A 17407-nucleotide genomic window follows, 5' to 3' on the forward strand; every position below is an offset into this window, starting at 1 on the left:
CGCCATGTCCACGCCAGGTTCAGCGGTTGCCGGTGGCGGCGGCCCGCCGCCGGGACAGCGCGTCGATGGTGGCGGCGGCGAGCAGGACCACGCCGGTGACCACGTACTTCACGCCCGAGCTGTAACCCATCAGTCCCATGCCGTTGTCGATGACCGCCACCACCGCGCCACCGAGCACGGCGTCGAGGACCCGGCCCTTGCCGCCGAAGAGGCTGGTGCCGCCGATCACCGCCGCGCCGACGGCGTAGAGCAGCACGTTACTGCCACCGGTGTTGGGGTCCACCGAGTTGGCCCGGCTGGCCGCCACGATGCCGCCGATCGCCGCCATGGTGGAGCAGATGACGAAGACGGAGATCCGGATCCGGTCGACGTTGATGCCGGCCCGGCGGGCGGCCTCGGCGTTGCCGCCGACCGCGTAGACGTGCCGGCCGTAGCTGGTGCGGTGCAGCACGAAGGTCCAGAGCACCAGCAGCAGCGCGATGACCGGCACCACGATCGGCACGCCCTTGAGCGAGACGACCAGCACGTTGCGGCTGCGCTCCAGGTTGAGCACGTAGACCGCGGCGCCGAGGATGACGGCCAGGCCGGCGATCCGGGCCAGCACCACCGCGATCGGGTCGGTGAGCAGGCCGCGCGCGGCCCGGTTGCGGTACCGCAGCAACTGGGTGGCCGCGTACCCGGCGACGGCCACCGCGGTCAGCGCCCAGCCGAGCGCCGGGGTGAGGTTGCGGTTGGCGATGGCGAGGATGGTCTCGTCCCGCACCGAGATGTTGGAGCCCTCCTTCATGAGCATCAGCACGACGCCCTGGAAGGCGAGGAAGCCGGCGAGGGTGACCACGAAGGACGGGATGCCGACCTTCGCCACCAGCAGGCCGAGCACGGTGCCGATCAGCACGCCGGTGACGATGGCCGCGAGCATCGCGACGTACCACGGGTAGCCGCGCTCGGTGACCGCGTTGGCCAGGATGGCCGCGCAGACGCCGCTGGCGAAGCCGGCGGAGAGGTCGATCTCGCCGAGCAGCAGGACGAAGACCAGGCCCATCGCGATCAGGGTGGTCGCGGCGCCCTGGGTGAACAGGTTGGCGAAGTTGCCGGCGGTGAAGAACGACGGGCGGGCGACCGAGAAGCCGATCGCCAGCGCGAGAAGCATGAAGACCGCCGGCAGCGCGCCGATGTCGCCGCCGCGTACCCGGCGCAGGTAGGAGCTGAGGTGGATGCCGACGGTGGGCGCCGGCGCGACCGCGGCGGGGCCCTCCTTCTTCACGGCGGTGGTGGTCATCGGACGGCTCCTGGGGTGGTGTCGGCGGGCGCGGCGCCGGTGCCGTTGCTGCCCGGGTCGGCGAGGCCGAGGTTGCCGGAGCGACCGGCCGTGATCAGCTCAACCACCTGCGAGTGGGTGATGTCGGTGGTCTTCACCTGGGCGACCATCTGGCCGAGGTAGAGCGCGGCGATGCGGTCGGAGACCGCGAAGACGTCGTTCATGTTGTGCGAGATGAGCACCACGGCCAGGCCGTTGTCGGCCAGCCGGCGGACCAGCTCGAGCACCTGGGCGGTCTGCGCGACGCCGAGCGCGGCGGTGGGTTCGTCCAGGATGACCAGCCTGCTGTTCCAGAGCACCGCCTTGGCGATGGCCACGGTCTGCCGCTGCCCGCCGGAGAGGCTGGCGACGTGCTGGCGCAGCGACTTGACGGTACGCACGCTGAGCCCGGCCAGGGTCTCGGCGGCCAACTGCTCCATGGTCGGCTCGTCGAGCACGATCCCGCTGCGCTTCTCCCTGCCGAGGAACATGTTCTGCACGATGTCGAGGTTGTCGCAGAGCGCGAGGTCCTGGTAGACGACCTCGATGCCGAGCGCCGCCGCGTCGCGCGGGCTGTTGATGCTCACCGGCCGGCCGTCGAAGTGGAACTCGCCGCCGTCGGTGGGGTAGATGCCGCTGATGCACTTGACCAGGGTCGACTTGCCGGCGCCGTTGTCGCCGACCAGCGCGGTCACCTCACCGGGGTAGGCGGTGAAGGCCACGTCGCGCAGCACCTGGACGGGACCGAAGCTCTTGTCGATCCCGCGTAGCTCCAGCAGGGGGGTAGCGGACACGGGGTTCTCCTTTGGCACGGAGGGGAGGGCTCGGAGCCCGTCCGGCGTGGGCGCCGCCCGGCACGGAGATCCGTACCGGGCGGCGCCGCCTGAGGCGGGATGGGTCAGCTGAGGCCGGCGTCGGCGCAGAGCTTGGCGAAGTTACCGGTGCAAAGCTCTTCCTTGGTGACGTAGCCGTCGTCCACGACGTCCTTGACGTTGTCCTTGTAGATGGCCTTCGGCTCCAGCAGGACGGACGGGACGTCCCGGCCACCCTCCGGGTCCTTGACCGTCTGCCCGGTCTCCTTCTTCTCCCCCTTGGCCAGCGCGATGGCCAGGCCGGCGGCGGCGTCCGCCTCCTTCTTGACGGCCTTGTAGACGGTCATGCACTGGTCGCCTAGCAGGATGTTCTGCAGGCCTTCCTTGGTGGCGTCCTGGCCGGTCACCGGGACCTTGCCGTTGAGCTTGTTCTTCTTCAGCACCGAGATGGCCGCGTTGCCGAGGCCGTCGTTGGCGGCCAGCACGCCGTCGATCTTGCCGCGGGCCTTGGTGAGCTGCTGTTCGAAGATGGTGGCGGCCTGCGCGTTGTCCCAGTCCGGCACGGAGTCGTCGGCGACCTTCGTGTACTCCTTCGAGTCGAACTTCGGCTTGAGCACCGAGTCGTACCCGTTCTTGAACAGGGTCGCGTTGTTGTCGGTCGGCGAGCCGTTGAGGTAGGCGATCGAGGGGTTCTTGACGCCCTTGTCGGTCAGGCACTTGGCCAGGCCTTCGCCCTGGAGCTTGCCGACGGCCTCGTTGTCGAAGCTGACGTAGTACTGGGCCGAGCCGCCCAGGGTCAGCCGGTCGTAGTCGATGGTGGCCACGCCCTGCGACTTGGCCTTCTCGAGCACGGCCTTGCCGGTGCCGGAGTCCAGGTTGACGATCATCAGCACGTTGACGCCGTTGGTGATCATCTGGTCGGCGATGGTCTGGAAGGCGTTCTTGTCGTTCTGGGCGTTCTGGATGTCGGACTCGACGCCGGCCGCGTCGAACGCCGCCTTGAGGTACTTGCGGTCCGCGCCCTCCCAGCGAGCGGAGGACTTGCTGTCCGGCAGGATGACGCCGATCTTCGGCTTCTTGTCGGTCGAGCCGCCGGCCTTGTCAGAACCGCCGTCGTCGCCGCAGGCGGCCATACTGCCGGTCGCGAGCAGACCGACGGCCGCGAAGGTGAGGAAGCCCTTGCGCATGTGCATGGGTCCTTTCGGGGGTTGGGGGAGTCGTTGTCGGTGTTTGTTGTGTCCGGCAACGTATTCCCCGCGTCCCGAGCCGCGCAAGGGAGCCGAGATCGGAAGTTTGTTGGCAGCGGTAACAATTCAGCAACGCGATTGTCGCCCCGCTGTCATCCCATGGCCAGGGTTCCCGCGAAGACCTGCGGGAACGCTCCCAGCGCCGGGCGCCGGGCCGGCGCTGGGGGCCGGCCGAAGCCCGGCTCAGCCGGTGGCGATCGAGGCGGTGACGGCGCCAGTCAGCGCCACCAGGTCGGTCGGCGCGAGTTGCAGTTGCAGCCCGCGGCGACCCGCCGAGACGTAGACCGTCGGGTGGTCCAGCGCCGACGCGTCCACCACGGTGGGCAGCCGCTTGCGCTGGCCGAGCGGGCTGATCCCGCCGCGCACGTAACCGGTGGCCCGCTCGGCCACCGTCCGGTCCGCCAGGGCGGCCCGCTTGCCGCCCACCGCGGCGGCGAGCGCCTTGAGGTCCAGCTCGCCGGTGACCGGTACGACCGCCACGGTCAGGCCGCCGTCGACCTCGGTGACCAGCGACTTGAACACCCGTTCCGGGGGTACGCCGAGCGCCGCCGCGACCAGCCCGCCGTAGTTCGGCGCGTCGGGCGAGACGTCGTACGGGTGGGTGCTGTGGGAGATCTTCCGCCGGCTCAGCAGTGCCGTCGCCGGAGTGCCCTGTCCCGCCATGCCCGCCAAGCTAGCCGTCGCCGGGCCGGCGGGCGAGCGGAAACCGTCAGGCGGGAACCGGGCGGCCCAGCAGCACGGTGGGCGCGCCGGCCACCCGGGTCAGCACCACGCTGGTCGAGTCGTCCCCGGCCAGCCGCAGGTCCCGGCGCAGCCGCTCCGGCTCGAGCGCCGAGCCGCGCTTGAGGATCTCCACCCGGCCGACCCGGCGCTCCCGGAGCAGGGCGCGCAGCCGCTTCAGCGAGAACGGCAGCACGTCGGTCAGCTCCAGGCAGCGGGCGTACGGGGTGGGCCGGGCCTGATCGGCGTAGAGGTAGGCGATGCTCGGGTCGGCCAGGTTCCCGCCCAGCGTGCCGGCCAGCTCGGCGACCAGGTGGGCGCGGACCACCGCCGGGTCCGGGTCGTACAGGAAGCGGCGGGTGGGCCCGACCGGCGCCGCTTCGGCGCCGGAGCCGGTGAGCTGCCGAACGGGGGCCGCGCCGGCACCGGAGACCTTCTCCCGGAGCACGGTGGCGCGGCGGGGCACCTCGGCCAGCGCGCCGCACCAGAGCGCCGCCTCGACCAGGTCGCCGTCCACACTGACCCACTCGGCCTCCGCGCCGGCCGGGATCAGCGCGTGGTCCAGGCCGGGCGCCACCTTGACCACGGTGTACGGCACCCGCTCGGCGAGCCCGGTGACGAAGTCCCAGGGCGGCGCGTAGGCGTTCGGGTCGAAGACGCGCCGTCCGGTGCCGGCCCGGCGCCGGGCCGGATCGCAGAAGACCGCCTCGACCCGGGTCACGTCGAACGCGGTGGCGTCCCCGCACTCGACGGTGAACAGCTCGGCGAGCCCGGCGGCCTCGGCGTTCGCGGCGGCCATCGCGGCGGTCACCGGGTCGGCCTCCACCCCGTACACCCGGATGCCGGCGCGGGCGGCGGCCAGCGCGTCCGCCCCGAGGCCGCAGCCGAGGTCGGCCAGGGTGCCGACCCCGGCGGCGCGCAGCCGGGCGGCCCGCCGGTCGGCGACCACCCGGCGGGTGGCCTGCTCCAGCCCGGGACGGGTGAGGAACATGCCCGCGGCCGCCGGCCCGAACTTGCCCACCGCCCGGCGGCGCAGCTCGGCCTGGGTGAGCGCGGCGGCGGCGAGCCCGGCCGGGAGCCCGGCGGAGCGGAGCGCGGCCGCCGCGGCCAGCGGGTCGCCGCCGGCCACCCGGGCCGCCGCGTCGAGCGCGGCCGACCCCTCGGGGGTACGCAACGCGGCGAGCTGTTCCAGGTCCACCCGGGCATTCTCCCGGCCGCCCCCGGGCGGTCCGCTGCCGCCCCGGTGCCGGACCGTCGAGGGCGCCGACTCCGGGGGCCGTGGTCCCGGCGCGCCGCCCGGCGCCGGGCGTGTCGCGGGCCCGGACGGTGGTTTCTCCGGCGACACGAGGGGCGACGCGTTGGCACTCTCCTTGACGGAGTGCTAGCCGAGGAATAACCTGCGATTAGCACTCTCGCCCTGAGGGTGCCAACACCCGGGCCCTGGTGCCCGGGGGTTGAACGCCAGGCGGACCGGCACCCGCGACGACGGCCCCGCCCGGTGGCATGTGGCAGATTGACGCCGGTCGGCTCGCCGACCGGCAACGACACCAAGTACCCCAGGAGGGTATGCCCGTGACTACCGCGACCAAGGTTGCGATCAAGCCGCTCGAGGACCGCATCGTGGTCCAGGCGAACGAGGCCGAGACCACCACCGCCTCGGGCATCGTGATCCCCGACACCGCCAAGGAGAAGCCGCAGGAGGGCACCGTCCTCGCTGTCGGCCCGGGCCGGATCGACGACAAGGGCAACCGCGTGCCGATCGACGTGAAGGTCGGCGACACCGTCCTCTACTCGAAGTACGGCGGCACCGAGGTCAAGTACGCCGGCGAGGAGTACCTGGTGCTCTCCGCCCGCGACGTCCTCGCGGTCATCGAGAAGTAAGCAACCGATCAGTGTCGTTGCCCCGGTCCGGCTCGCCGGGCCGGGGCAACGTCGCTTCGAAGGGATACAGATGGCGAAGATCCTGAGCTTCTCGGACGACGCCCGGCACCTGCTGGAGCACGGTGTCAACGCCCTCGCGGACGCGGTCAAGGTCACTCTCGGCCCGCGCGGGCGCAACGTCGTCCTGGACAAGAAGTTCGGTGTGCCCACGATCACCAACGACGGCGTGACGATCGCCAAGGAGATCGAGCTCACCAACCCGTACGAGAACCTCGGCGCGCAGCTGGTCAAGGAGGTGGCGACCAAGACCAACGACGTCGCCGGCGACGGGACCACCACCGCGACCGTGCTGGCCCAGGCCATGGTCCGCGAGGGCCTGCGCAACGTGACCGCCGGGTCCAACCCGACCGGCCTGAAGCGGGGCATCGACGCGGCGGCCGGCAAGGTCTCCGAGGCGCTGCTCGGCCGGGCCGTCGAGGTGGCCGACAAGCAGTCGATCGCGAACGTGGCGACGATCTCCGCGCAGGACGCGACCATCGGCGAGCTGATCGCCGAGGCGATGGAGCGGGTCGGCCGCGACGGTGTCATCACCGTCGAGGAGGGCTCCATGCTCACCACCGAGCTGGAGGTGACCGAGGGTCTCCAGTTCGACAAGGGCTTCATCTCGCCGAACTTCGTCACCGACGTGGAGGCGCAGGAGGCGGTCCTGGAGGACCCGTACATCCTGATCACCACGCAGAAGATCTCGGCGATCGAGGAGCTGCTGCCGCTGCTGGAGAAGGTCCTCCAGAACAGCAAGCCGCTGCTGATCGTCGCCGAGGACGTCGAGGGCCAGGCGCTGTCCACCCTGGTGGTCAACGCGCTCCGCAAGACCATCAAGGTCTGCGCGGTCAAGGCCCCCGGCTTCGGCGACCGCCGCAAGGCGATGCTGCAGGACATGGCGATCCTGACCGGCGCCGAGCTGGTCGCCCCGGAGCTGGGCTACAAGCTCGACCAGGTCGGCCTGGAGGTGCTCGGCACCGCCCGCCGCGTGGTGGTCGACAAGGAGAACACCACCGTCGTCGACGGTGGCGGCCAGGCCAGCGAGGTCGCCGACCGGGTCGCGCAGATCCGCAAGGAGATCGAGGCCTCGGACTCCGAGTGGGACCGGGAGAAGCTGGCCGAGCGGCTGGCCAAGCTCTCCGGCGGCATCGCCGTGATCAAGGTCGGCGCGGCCACCGAGGTCGAGATGAAGGAGCGCAAGCACCGCATCGAGGACGCGATCGCCGCGACCAAGGCGGCGGTCGAGGAGGGTACGGTCCCCGGCGGCGGCGCCGCCCTGGTCCAGATCCTGCCGGTGCTCGACGACGACCTCGGCTTCACCGGTGACGAGAAGGTCGGTGTCTCGATCGTGCGCAAGGCGCTGGTCGAGCCGCTGCGCTGGATCGCCCAGAACGCCGGCCACGACGGCTACGTGGTGGTGCAGAAGGTCGCCGCCAAGGAGTGGGGCAACGGCCTCGACGCCGCCACCGGCGAGTACGTCGACCTGGTCAAGGCGGGCATCCTCGACCCGGTGAAGGTGACCCGCAACGCGGTCACCAACGCCGCCTCCATCGCCGGCCTGCTGCTCACCACCGAGAGCCTGGTGGTGGAGAAGCCGGAGCAGCCCGAGCCGGCCGCCGCCGGTGGGCACGGCCACTCGCACGGCCACGGCCACCAGCACGGCCCGGGTTTCTGATCCCGCGCCGTACGGCCTGACGGTCAGGGCACACCGCCATCGCGGCGGTGTGCCCTGACCCGTCTCTGCTTACGAAACCCTGACGAGGTTGGCGGTCGTCCGCTCCGGCCGGGGAGACTGGTCGCCGTGAGCAGCATGTCGCGCGGCCGGGCCGCGCTGGCCGGGGTCACGGCCGCGGCCGTCGCGATCGGTGTCGCCGAGCCGGTGGCCGTCCTCACCGGTCCCCGGTCCGCCCCGCTGATCGCGGTCGGCGGGCTGGTCGTCGACGTGGTGCCGGAGCCGGTCAAGCAGTTCGCCATCGCGGTCTTCGGCCGGTACGACAAGATCGCCCTGCTGGTCGGCACGGCGGTGCTGCTGGCCGCGATCGCGGCGCTGATCGGCGTGCTGGCGGCCCGGCGGCTGCGGATCGGGCTGGCCGGCATCGCCGCGTTCGCCGCCCTCGGGGTGGCCGCCGCGCTGACCCGGGCCGGCGCGGACGCCTTCGACGCGCTGCCCGCCCTGGTCGGCGGCGTCCTGGGCGCGCTCACGCTCTGGGCGTTCGTCGCGGGCCCGCTGCGCCAGGATCCCAGCCCGGGCCCGCTGCGCGAGGCGGTCAGCCCGGGCCCGGCGCGCGGGGCCGACATCTCGAGCCCGCCGCCGGAGGCAGCCACCCGGCCCGCCGTGCCGCCGGCCGTCGCCGCGCTCGCGCCGGACGAGGGCCCGGCCGGGTGGGAGCCGGCGGAGCCCGCCGGGGACGAGTCGCGCCGCCGGTTCCTGCGCGGCGTCGGCCTGCTGGCCGGCACGGCGGCGGTGGCCGGGCTCGGCGGGCACTGGCTGGCCGGGCGGCGCGGCGTCTCGGCGGCCCGCGCGGCGGTACGCCTGCCCGCACCGGTCGCGCCCGCCCCGCCGGTGCCGGCCGGCGCGGACCTGGGGGTGCGCGGGCTCGCCCCGTTCGTCACCCCGAACCGGGAGTTCTACCGGATCGACACGGCCCTCGTGGTGCCGCAGGTGGACCCCGTGAGCTGGCGGCTGCGCATCCACGGCCGGGTCCGCAAGCCGCTCGAGCTGAGCTTCGACGACCTGCTCGCCCGGCCGATGGTCGAGCGCGACATCACCCTGGCCTGCGTCTCCAACGAGGTGGGCGGCGACCTGATCGGCAACGCCCGCTGGCTGGGCGTGCCGATCCGGGACCTGCTGGCCGAGGTCGAGCCGGAGGAGGGTGCGGACCAGGTGGTCGGCCGCTCGGTCGACGGCTGGACCTGCGGCACCCCCACGGCGGTGCTGCGGGACGGCCGGGACGCGCTGCTGGCGGTCGGGATGAACGGCGAGCCGCTGCCGGTGGCGCACGGCTTCCCGGTACGGATGGTGGTGCCCGGCCTCTACGGGTACGTCTCCGCCTGCAAGTGGGTGACCGAGCTGGAGCTGACCAGCTTCGCGGACTTCGACGCGTACTGGGTGCCGCGCGGCTGGTCGGCGCAGGGGCCGATCAAGACGGAGTCCCGGATCGACACGCCCCGCCGGCGCGACGGGCTGACCGCCGGGCCGGTCACGGTCGCCGGGGTGGCCTGGGCCCAGCACCGGGGCATCCGCCGGGTCGAGGTACGCGTCGACGGCGGCCCCTGGCACGAGGCGACCCTGGCCCCCACGGTCTCGGTCGACACCTGGGTGCAGTGGTCGTGGCGCTGGGACGCCACGCCGGGCGAGCACACCCTCCAGGTCCGGGCCACGGACGCCACCGGGGAGACGCAGCCGGAGCAGCGCAGCCCGGTCGCCCCGGACGGCGCCACCGGCTGGCACACCCTCCCGGTCACAGTCGGCTGATCCACCCGGCCGCGCGCAGACACGGCGCGACGCCGCGCCCCGGAGGAGCGCGGCGTCGCGGTGGTCGCTGCGGGCCGGTCAGGCGACCTTGCGCTGGTCCGGCACGGCGGACTTGTGCGGCCGGCCGAGGCGGGCCTCCAGCCGGGCCACGTCCACCCGGGTCTGCCGGCGGTCGGCCAGGTCCTCCCAGCCGAGCGCGAGCAGCCGCAGCCGCTCGGACTCGCTGAACCCGCCCCAGACCCCGTACGGCTCGCGGACCGACAGGGCGTGCGCGGCGCACTCGGCGCGTACCGGGCAGGCCCGGCAGACCGCCTTGGCACCGGACTCGCGGCGCAGCCGCGACGAGCCGCGCTCGCCGTCCGGGTGGAAGAACTGGGCGCTGTCCCGGCCCCGGCAGGCACCGAGTCGCTGCCAGTCCCAGAGGTCGACGATGGGTCCAGGCAGCCTACGTACGTTCGACATCAGCACCCCTCCTCCCGCGCGGCACCGCGGAGAATCCGTCTGGTGAGCAACCGGGCGGCGGTCCGCGCGGGACACCGGTTCCGGCCTGGACCCCTCGGTACCCGGGCTTTCCCGCGCTCACACATCCGTGATCGAAAAGCTCGGGCAGTCGGCGGCATATGCCCCATCTGCCGGAAAAGTTCGGATGATTGCCCGGAACCTCCTCCCCGGCACACCCCGCCGTGGTCTGCTCTGAGGCGGAGAGGAGACCACTGTGCGTAGCGTTCTCGTGTGCGTTCGGACACCACTCGCGGCTCAGCACCTGACCTCCGCGGCGGCGCGGCTCGGGCTGTCCGGCGTCGTCCGGACGGCCGTCTCCGATCCCGAGGTGATGCTCCGGCTCGCCGAGCGGCCGGTCGACGTGGTGCTTGCCGACACCGCCCTGACCCGGCCCGACAGCGCGGGCTTCGTCCGCCGGGTGCTGGCTCGGGCGCCGCAGGCCGCCGTGGTGCTGCTCGGCACCGAGGAGTCCGAGGCCGCGGCGGCGAGCATCAATGCCGGTGCCCGTGGCCTGATCCAGGGCGCCGACCATGACCTGACCAGCGCGGTCGCCAAGGCGTTGCTGCTGCTCTCCGCGCCCGGACGGCCGGTGCGCAGCCGGGTCACCGACCCGGCCCGGGACGCCGCCGCGGTCGGCGGGCCCACCCGGCCGGCGGTGCCCGGGCGTACCCCGGCGGGACCGCCACCGGCCCGCTCGACCGAGCCGCCCGGCAACAACTCCACCGTGGTCCCGGCGCAGCGCGGCGACGACCCGGCCGACCCGGCCGGCGGCGAGGCGGAGCCGGCGACCACCGCTCCCCGGTCCACCGGACGGGGCGCCCGCAGCGCGATCGGGCTCACGGAGCGTGAGCTTCAGGTGCTGCTCGGCATGGCCGAGGGAAAGAGCAACGCGGAGATCGGGCGGGAGCTGTTCGTCTCCGAGGACACCGTGAAGACCCACGCCCGGCGGCTCTTCCGCAAGCTGGGCGCCCGGGACCGGGCGCACGCCGTGGCGGCGGGCTTCCGCGCCGGTCTGGTCGCCTGACCCGCCGGGCCGGTCACTCCCCGGCGGCGTCCTCGGTGTCCTCGGTGCCCTCGGTGCCCTCGGTCAGGGTGTCGTGCACGCCGTCGGCGTAGCCCCGGGCGTAGTCCCAGCTGACGTAGTGGTCCGGGTCCGGGTCGTAGGCCGGCTCGTGCACCCGGGGCCGGCCGGAGCTGAGCAGGTGGCGCAGGTTGCCGCGGAGCAGGTCCCAGTCGAAGTAGTGCGGCTCGCGGCAGTCCTCGCACTCGATGACCAGGCCGCGGACCCCGATCGGCTGGAGCAGCGCCTGGTAGATCTCCAGGTCGGCGAGGTCTTCCAGGACGTCCTGCCGCTCGACCTCGGTCAGCGGATCGAGCTGGTCGTCCTCGCGCGGGTCGTGCAGGCCGGCAGCCGGATCGGCCGGGTCGCCGTTGAACGGGTCGATGGGCTCGTCGTGCACCCCCTCACCGTAGTCCCCGACGCGCCGGTTGGCCCGCCCGCGGCGAGTCCCTGTGGCACCGCCTACCCCGGCCCGCCGCTGCCAAGGGCGGCGCAGCTCAATGGGTACGATGAGACGACGCGCCGTCACCCGGCGCGCGCCGGTGCCCGCGCGCGCCGTCTCGCCTCAGCCCGTCCGACCAGCTCAGGGGAGCAATCGTGGAGAATTCGCCCAGCACCGAACTGCCGGCCGGCGTCGACGGTGGTCACCTGCCGGAGCTGCCCGCCGGGTCGGCGCGGGCGGTGCCGCTCGGGCTGACCTTCGACGACGTGCTGCTCCAGCCGGGCGAGTCGGACGTGGTGCCCAGCCGGGTCAACACCCGCACCCGGCTCACCCGCAACGTCGAGCTGACCATCCCGCTGCTCTCCAGCGCCATGGACACCGTCACCGAGGCGCGGATGGCGATCGCCATGGCCCGCCAGGGTGGCATCGGCGTACTGCACCGCAACCTCTCGGTGGAGGACCAGGCGCTCCAGGTCGACCTGGTCAAGCGCTCCGAGTCCGGCATGATCACCAACCCGGTGACCGCCAGCCCGGACGACACCCTGCGCGAGGTCGACGCGCTGTGCGGGCGCTACCGGATCTCCGGCGTCCCGGTGGTCGACGGCGAGGGCCAGTTGGTCGGCATCGTCACCAACCGGGACATGCGCTTCGTCTCCGACCCGGCCACCCCGGTCCGCGAGATCATGACCCGGACCCCGCTGATCACCGCCCAGGTCGGCGTCGGCAAGGACGAGGCGCTGGGCCTGCTGCGCCAGCACAAGGTCGAGAAGCTGCCGATCGTCGACGCGTCCGGGAAGCTGCGCGGGCTGATCACCGTCAAGGACTTCACCAAGAGCGAGCAGTACCCGGAGGCCACCAAGGATGAGGCCGGCCGGCTCCGGGTGGCCGCGGCCATCGGGGTGGGTGAGGACGCGTACAAGCGGGCCCGCACCCTGGTCGACGCGGGCGTCGACGTGGTGATCGTGGACACCGCGCACGGCCACCAGCGGGCCGTGCTGGAGATGGTCGCCCGGCTCAAGAAGGACGTCGCCATCGACATCGTCGGTGGCAACGTCGCCACGTACGCGGGCGCCCGGGCCCTGGTCGAGGCGGGCGCGGACGGCGTCAAGGTGGGCGTCGGCCCGGGTGCCATCTGCACCACCCGGATCGTCGCCGGGGTCGGCGTACCGCAGATCACGGCGATCATGGAGGCCGCCCGGGCCGCCCGCCCGGCCGGGGTGCCGGTGATCGGCGACGGCGGCATCCAGTACTCGGGCGACATCGCCAAGGCCCTGGTGGCCGGCGCCGACACGGTGATGCTGGGCGGCCTGCTCGCCGGCTGCGAGGAGAGCCCGGGCGAGCTGCTCTTCATCAACGGCAAGCAGTACAAGACCTACCGGGGGATGGGTTCGCTCGGCGCCATGCAGTCCCGGGGCCAGGCCAAGTCGTACTCCAAGGACCGCTACTTCCAGCAGGACGTGACCAGCGACGAGAAGCTGGTCCCCGAGGGTGTCGAGGGTCAGGTGCCCTACCGGGGGCCGCTGGCCCAGGTCGCCCACCAGCTCGTCGGCGGGTTGCGGCTGGCGATGGGCTACTCCGGCGCCGAGAGCATCCCCGAGCTGCACCGGCGTGGCCAGCTCATCCGGATCACCGCGGCGGGCCTCAAGGAGAGCCACCCGCACGACATCCAGATGACGGTCGAGGCGCCCAACTACCACACCCGCTGACCCCACACCCCCAACCACCTGGAGTCCCCATGCGTGACGTGGTCGAGATCGGGCTGGGCAAGACCGCGCAGCGCGGCTACCACCTGGACGAGATCGCCATCGTGCCGAGCCGCCGCACCCGGGACGTCGACGACGTCTCCACCGCGTGGCAGCTCGACGCCTACCAGTTCGGCATTCCCTGCGTCGGGCACCCGTCCGACGCCACGATGAGCCCGTCCTCGGCGGTCCGGCTCGGCCAGCTCGGCGGCCTGGGCGTGCTCAACGTCGAGGGCCTGTGGACCCGGTACGAGAACCCGACCAAGGCCCTCGAGGAGCTGGCCGGTCTCGACGAGGACGCCCGGGCGACGAAGCGCCTCCAGGAGGTCTACGCGGAGCCGATCCGCCCCGACCTGATCGCCGAGCGGGTCCGCGAGCTGCGGGCCGGCGGCGGCACGGTGGCCGTCCGGGTCTCCCCGCAGCACACCCTCGCGCTCGCCCCGGTGATCCTCGACGCCGGCGTGGACATCCTGGTCATCCAGGGCACCATCGTCTCGGCGGAGCACGTCTCCACCACCGACGAGCCGCTGAACCTCAAGGAGTTCATCGCCGATCTGGACCTGCCGGTCATCGTCGGCGGCTGCACCGACTACAAGACCGCGCTGCACCTGATGCGGACCGGCGCGGCCGGCGTGATCGTGGGCATCGGCGGCGACGACTGGTCGACCACCGAGTCGGTGCTCGGCATCCGGGTGCCGATGGCCACCGCGATCGCCGACGCCGCCGCGGCCCGCCGCGACTACCTGGACGAGACCGGCGGCCGGTACGTGCACCTGATCGCCGACGGCGACATCCAGACCTCCGGTGACATCGCCAAGGCGCTCGGCTGCGGCGCGGACGCGGTGATGCTCGGCGAGCCGCTCTCGCTCTGCGAGGAGGCCCCGGCCGGCGGGGCCTGGTGGCACTCGGCGGCCAGCCACCCGTCCCTGCCGCGCGGCGCGTTCGAGGCGGCCGGCGAGCCGCTCGGCTCGATGGAGAAGCTGCTCTTCGGCCCGGCCGACGAGCCGGACGGTCAGCTCAACCTCTTCGGCGGCCTGCGCCGCGCGATGGCCAAGTGCGGCTACCGCGACCTCAAGGAATTCCAGAAGGTAGGCCTGGTCCTGGACCGCTGACCGCACCGTCGATCATGGAGGTGTGGTTCCCGGATCGCCCCGAATCTTCCGGTTGGCGTACCGCCACAACTCCATGATCGACGCGGTGCGGGTTTTAGGGTCGCGGGGTGGGGGTTTTGCGGGGGCGGGGGAGTTGGTGGGGGGTTGGGGCGCTCCTGGTGGGGGTGCTCGTGGTGGGTGGGTGTACCGGTGAGCCGGGCGGGGGGAAGTTTCGGGCCGGGGCGGGGGATGCGGGGGATCCGTACGTGCCGGGGGCCGGCAACGGGGGCTACGACGTCGACCACTACGGGCTGACGATCCGCTACGACCCGGCCGACGACCGGCTCACCGGGCAGGCCACCGTCACCGCCACCGCCACCCAGGGCCTGTCCCGGTTCCAGCTCGACCTCGCCGGCCTGACCGTCGACCGGGTACGCGTCGACGGCGACCCGGCCCGGCACCGGCGCGACGGCCGGGAACTGGTCGTCACCCCGGCGCACGGCCTGCCGGCCGGCCGGCGGTTCACCGTCGAGGTGGCGTACGGCGGGGTGCCGCGCCAACTGCCCAGCGGTGAGCTGGGCGGTGGCGGTTTCCTGGCCACCCCCGACGGGGCGATCGCGCTCGGCCAGCCCGAGTCGGCGAGCACCTGGTTCCCGGTCAACGACCACCCCTCCGACAAGGCCACCTACGACCTGGCGGTGACCGTCCCGGACGGGCTCGCCGCGCTGGCCAACGGGGTGCCGAAGGGGACGGAGAGCCGGGCCGGCTGGACCACCTGGCGCTGGTCCGAGGGGTCCCCGATGGCCAGCTACCTGGCCACCCTGGTGATCGGCAAGTACCGGGTCTCCACCGCCACCCACGCCGGCAAACCGCTGGTCAGCGCGGTCGCCGCCGGGCTGCCCGCGGACGGGCCGGCGGCCGCCTCGGTGGCCCGCACCGGTGAGATCGCCGACTTCCTGGCCGCCCGCTTCGGGCCGTACCCGTTCGACGCGTACGGCGGGATCGTGGTCGCCGACGAGCGGATCCGGTACGCGCTGGAGACCCAGACCCGCCCGGTCTACGGGCCGGGCTTCTTCCGGGGCGGTCGGCCCAACCCGGTGGTGGTCGCGCACGAGCTGGCCCACCAGTGGTTCGGCGACAGCGTGGGGCTGGCCCGGTGGCGCGACATCTGGCTCAACGAGGGCTTCGCCACGTACGCGGAATGGCTCTGGGACGAGCACGACGGCGGCCGGGACGTCGCGGGGGCCTTCGCCGACGCCTACGCGGCCACCGATTGGGCGAAGCCGTCGGTGGACCCGGGCCGGGCCGGGATGTTCGGCGACGCGGTGTACCAGCGTGGCGCGCTCGCCCTGCACGCGCTGCGTCGCGCGGTCGGCGACGAGACGTTCTTCCGGATCCTGCGCGGCTGGGCGACCGAGCGGCGCGGCGGCACCGCCACCACGGACGACTTCGTCGGGTACGCCGCCCGGGTGGCCGGCCGCCCGCTGCGCCCGCTGCTGGACGCCTGGCTGGTCGGGCCGACCGCGCCCGCCCTGCCGTGACGCGCGCGTGACCGGCGCTCGGTAGGCTGCCGCGGGCGGAGTGGCCCAGGCGGGGCGCGGTGTCGTGCCCGGGGAAGGGATCGAGGCGATGACGCTGGCGCAGCGACGACTGCTCGGGGTGCTGGTTGCCGGCGCGCTGCTGCTCAGCGGCTGCGGCACCCCGGACGCCGAGCGGACCGCCCCGGTGCCGGAGCAGCCCGCGCCGACGGCCTCGCGGCGGTTCACGCCCGGCGCGCCCGGCGCCGGCGACCCGTACTTCCCGAGCTACGGCAACGGCGGCTACGACGTCGGCAACTACGCCCTCAAGATCCGCTATGACCCGGCGACCGACCGGCTCAGCGGCACCGCCACCGTGCGCGCCACCGCCACCGCCAACCTCTCCGCCTTCAACCTCGACCTGGCCGGGCTGACCGTGCGGTCGGTGACCGTGGACGGGGTCAAGGCCCGGCACGCCCGCAGCGGCGACGAGCTGGTGGTCACCCCGGCCACCGGCCTGACCTCCGGCAACGGCTTCGTCGCCGAGATCCGGTACGACGGCGAGCCGGCCGCGCTGGACAACGAGGCGCTCGGCGAGGGCGGCTGGCTGCACACCTCCGACGGGGCGATCGCCCTCGGCCAGCCGGAGTCGGCGAGCACCTGGTTCCCGGTCAACGACCACCCCTCGGACAAGGCCACCTACGACGTCGAGATCACCGTGCCGAAGCGGCTGACCGCGGTCGGCAACGGGGTCCCGAAGGGACGGACGATCCGGGGCGACTGGATCACCTGGTCCTGGTCCGAGAGCGCGCCGATGGCCAGTTACCTGGCCATGGTGGTGATCGGGAAGTTCCGGGTGACCACCGCCGAGCACAAGGGACGGCCGGTGTTCAGCGCGGTCACCACGAAGGTCGCGGACGGCGCCCCGGACCGGTCGATCGCCCGCACCGTCGAGGTCGCCGACTACCTGGAGAGCATCTTCGGGCCCTACCCGTTCGACGCGTACGGCGGGGTGGTGGTCGCCGACGACCGGGTCCGGTACGCGCTGGAGACGCAGAGCCGCCCGGTCTACTCGGCCGGTTTCTTCCGGCAGGGCGACAACACCGGCGTGGTCGCGCACGAACTGGCCCACCAGTGGTACGGCGACAGCGTCTCGCTGACCAGATGGCAGGACATCTGGCTCAACGAGGGGCTGGCCACGTACGCCGAGTGGCTCTGGGCCGAGCACACCGGCTCGTCGAGCGTGCAGCACACCTTCGACCAGAAGTACGCGGGCGCGTCCGGTCAGGTGTGGCGGACCCCGCCCGGCCGGCCGGGGGTGGCGAACCTGTTCAGCGAGTCGGTGTACGAGCGGGGCGGGATGGCCGTGCACGCGTTGCGGGTCGCGGTGGGCGACAGCGCCTTCTTCACGATCCTGCGGACCTGGGCGGCGGAACAGCGCCACGGCAACGCCACCATCGCCGATTTCGTGGCGCTCGCCGAGCGGACCTCGCGGAAGAAGCTGGACCGGCTCGTCGACACCTGGCTCTACGGCACCGAACGCCCGCCCGCCCCGAAGCCCCTGTAGGGCAGCGGGCGCC

The 17407-nt window shown here is 73.2% G+C and carries 15 protein-coding genes; 8 read left to right on the forward strand and 7 right to left on the reverse strand.

The window, feature by feature from the left end; genetic code table 11:
• Nucleotides 1-19: 19 nt before the first annotated feature.
• The 5 genes from ACIBPB_RS16630 to ACIBPB_RS16650 all read right to left on the reverse strand — a co-directional run bounded on the left by ACIBPB_RS16630 (nt 20) and on the right by ACIBPB_RS16650 (nt 5274).
• Nucleotides 20-1279: a sugar ABC transporter permease gene (locus ACIBPB_RS16630; RefSeq protein ID WP_396840442.1), complete on the reverse strand. Its 1260-nt coding sequence runs from the start codon at nt 1277-1279 to the stop codon at nt 20-22.
• Complete coding sequence (locus tag ACIBPB_RS16635) at nt 1276-2091, reverse strand: ATP-binding cassette domain-containing protein (protein WP_396840443.1); 816 nt, start codon at nt 2089-2091, stop codon at nt 1276-1278. The genes ACIBPB_RS16630 and ACIBPB_RS16635 overlap by 4 nt, the downstream gene beginning before the upstream one ends.
• 104 nt (nt 2092-2195) lie before the next feature.
• On the reverse strand, nt 2196-3296 hold the full coding sequence (locus tag ACIBPB_RS16640; RefSeq protein ID WP_396840444.1) for a sugar ABC transporter substrate-binding protein: 1101 nt from the start codon (nt 3294-3296) through the stop codon (nt 2196-2198).
• Nucleotides 3297-3539: 243 nt separating this feature from the next.
• Nucleotides 3540-4019 (reverse strand): Cys-tRNA(Pro) deacylase, encoded by a 480-nt coding sequence (ybaK, locus tag ACIBPB_RS16645; RefSeq protein ID WP_396840445.1) that lies wholly within the window; start codon nt 4017-4019, stop codon nt 3540-3542.
• Nucleotides 4020-4065: 46 nt separating this feature from the next.
• Nucleotides 4066-5274, reverse strand: a complete 1209-nt coding sequence (locus ACIBPB_RS16650) for a methyltransferase domain-containing protein (protein WP_396840446.1) — start codon at nt 5272-5274, stop codon at nt 4066-4068.
• A 368-nt stretch (nt 5275-5642) separates the two neighbouring features.
• On the opposite strand from ACIBPB_RS16650, the gene groES reads away from it, so the two are divergent.
• The 3 genes from groES (at nt 5643) to ACIBPB_RS16665 (ending at nt 9474) form a co-directional block, all read left to right on the forward strand.
• The gene (groES, locus tag ACIBPB_RS16655) at nt 5643-5957 is read left to right on the forward strand and encodes a co-chaperone GroES (RefSeq protein WP_018222648.1); all 315 of its coding nucleotides are present in this window, start codon (nt 5643-5645) and stop codon (nt 5955-5957) included.
• A 70-nt stretch (nt 5958-6027) separates the two neighbouring features.
• A complete protein-coding gene (gene groL / locus ACIBPB_RS16660; RefSeq protein WP_396840448.1) occupies nt 6028-7674 on the forward strand; it encodes a chaperonin GroEL in 1647 nt (548 codons plus the stop codon).
• Between the two features lie 135 nt (nt 7675-7809).
• Entirely contained in the window at nt 7810-9474 is a 1665-nt protein-coding gene (locus ACIBPB_RS16665; RefSeq protein WP_396840599.1) for a molybdopterin-dependent oxidoreductase, read from the forward strand.
• Between the two features lie 78 nt (nt 9475-9552).
• On the opposite strand, the gene ACIBPB_RS16670 is transcribed toward ACIBPB_RS16665, so the two are convergent.
• Nucleotides 9553-9936 carry a WhiB family transcriptional regulator gene (locus tag ACIBPB_RS16670; protein ID WP_088964401.1) on the reverse strand — a complete coding sequence of 128 codons (384 nt, stop codon included), beginning with the start codon at nt 9934-9936 and terminating at the stop codon, nt 9553-9555.
• A gap of 253 nt (nt 9937-10189) precedes the next feature.
• Between ACIBPB_RS16670 and ACIBPB_RS16675 the strand changes: the two genes are divergently transcribed.
• Nucleotides 10190-10999 (forward strand): response regulator transcription factor, encoded by an 810-nt coding sequence (locus tag ACIBPB_RS16675; RefSeq protein ID WP_396840449.1) that lies wholly within the window; start codon nt 10190-10192, stop codon nt 10997-10999.
• 13 nt (nt 11000-11012) lie between these two features.
• Here ACIBPB_RS16675 and ACIBPB_RS16680 read toward each other — a convergent pair whose 3' ends face one another.
• Nucleotides 11013-11435: a DUF5319 domain-containing protein gene (locus tag ACIBPB_RS16680; protein ID WP_396840450.1), complete on the reverse strand. Its 423-nt coding sequence runs from the start codon at nt 11433-11435 to the stop codon at nt 11013-11015.
• Nucleotides 11436-11632: 197 nt separating this feature from the next.
• Between ACIBPB_RS16680 and guaB the strand changes: the two genes are divergently transcribed.
• The 4 genes from guaB to ACIBPB_RS16700 all read left to right on the forward strand — a co-directional run bounded on the left by guaB (nt 11633) and on the right by ACIBPB_RS16700 (nt 17394).
• Complete coding sequence (gene guaB, locus ACIBPB_RS16685) at nt 11633-13183, forward strand: IMP dehydrogenase (RefSeq protein WP_396840451.1); 1551 nt, start codon at nt 11633-11635, stop codon at nt 13181-13183.
• A 29-nt stretch (nt 13184-13212) separates the two neighbouring features.
• Nucleotides 13213-14331, forward strand: coding sequence for a GuaB3 family IMP dehydrogenase-related protein (locus ACIBPB_RS16690; RefSeq protein WP_396840453.1), 1119 nt, complete (start codon nt 13213-13215; stop codon nt 14329-14331).
• 155 nt (nt 14332-14486) lie between these two features.
• The gene (locus tag ACIBPB_RS16695; RefSeq protein WP_396840600.1) at nt 14487-15851 is read left to right on the forward strand and encodes a M1 family metallopeptidase; all 1365 of its coding nucleotides are present in this window, start codon (nt 14487-14489) and stop codon (nt 15849-15851) included.
• 88 nt (nt 15852-15939) lie between these two features.
• Nucleotides 15940-17394, forward strand: coding sequence for a M1 family metallopeptidase (locus tag ACIBPB_RS16700; RefSeq protein ID WP_396840454.1), 1455 nt, complete (start codon nt 15940-15942; stop codon nt 17392-17394).
• Nucleotides 17395-17407 lie beyond the last annotated feature (13 nt).

The sequence above is a fragment of the Micromonospora sp. NPDC049836 genome (genome assembly GCF_044465125.1).
Lineage (GTDB): Bacteria > Actinomycetota > Actinomycetes > Mycobacteriales > Micromonosporaceae > Micromonospora.

Bases quoted from the DNA above. Each gene is read 5' to 3' on its own strand.
- ACIBPB_RS16630 (WP_396840442.1), bottom strand. From the start codon at position 1,279: ATGACCACCACCGCCGTGAAGAAGGAGGGCCCCGCCGCGGTCGCGCCG.
- ACIBPB_RS16640 (WP_396840444.1), bottom strand. From the start codon at position 3,296: ATGCGCAAGGGCTTCCTCACCTTCGCGGCCGTCGGTCTGCTCGCGACC.
- ybaK (WP_396840445.1), bottom strand. From the start codon at position 4,019: ATGGCGGGACAGGGCACTCCGGCGACGGCACTGCTGAGCCGGCGGAAG.
- groES (WP_018222648.1), top strand. From the start codon at position 5,643: ATGCCCGTGACTACCGCGACCAAGGTTGCGATCAAGCCGCTCGAGGAC.
- groL (WP_396840448.1), top strand. From the start codon at position 6,028: ATGGCGAAGATCCTGAGCTTCTCGGACGACGCCCGGCACCTGCTGGAG.
- ACIBPB_RS16665 (WP_396840599.1), top strand. From the start codon at position 7,810: ATGTCGCGCGGCCGGGCCGCGCTGGCCGGGGTCACGGCCGCGGCCGTC.
- ACIBPB_RS16670 (WP_088964401.1), bottom strand. From the start codon at position 9,936: ATGTCGAACGTACGTAGGCTGCCTGGACCCATCGTCGACCTCTGGGAC.
- ACIBPB_RS16690 (WP_396840453.1), top strand. From the start codon at position 13,213: ATGCGTGACGTGGTCGAGATCGGGCTGGGCAAGACCGCGCAGCGCGGC.
- ACIBPB_RS16700 (WP_396840454.1), top strand. From the start codon at position 15,940: ATGACGCTGGCGCAGCGACGACTGCTCGGGGTGCTGGTTGCCGGCGCG.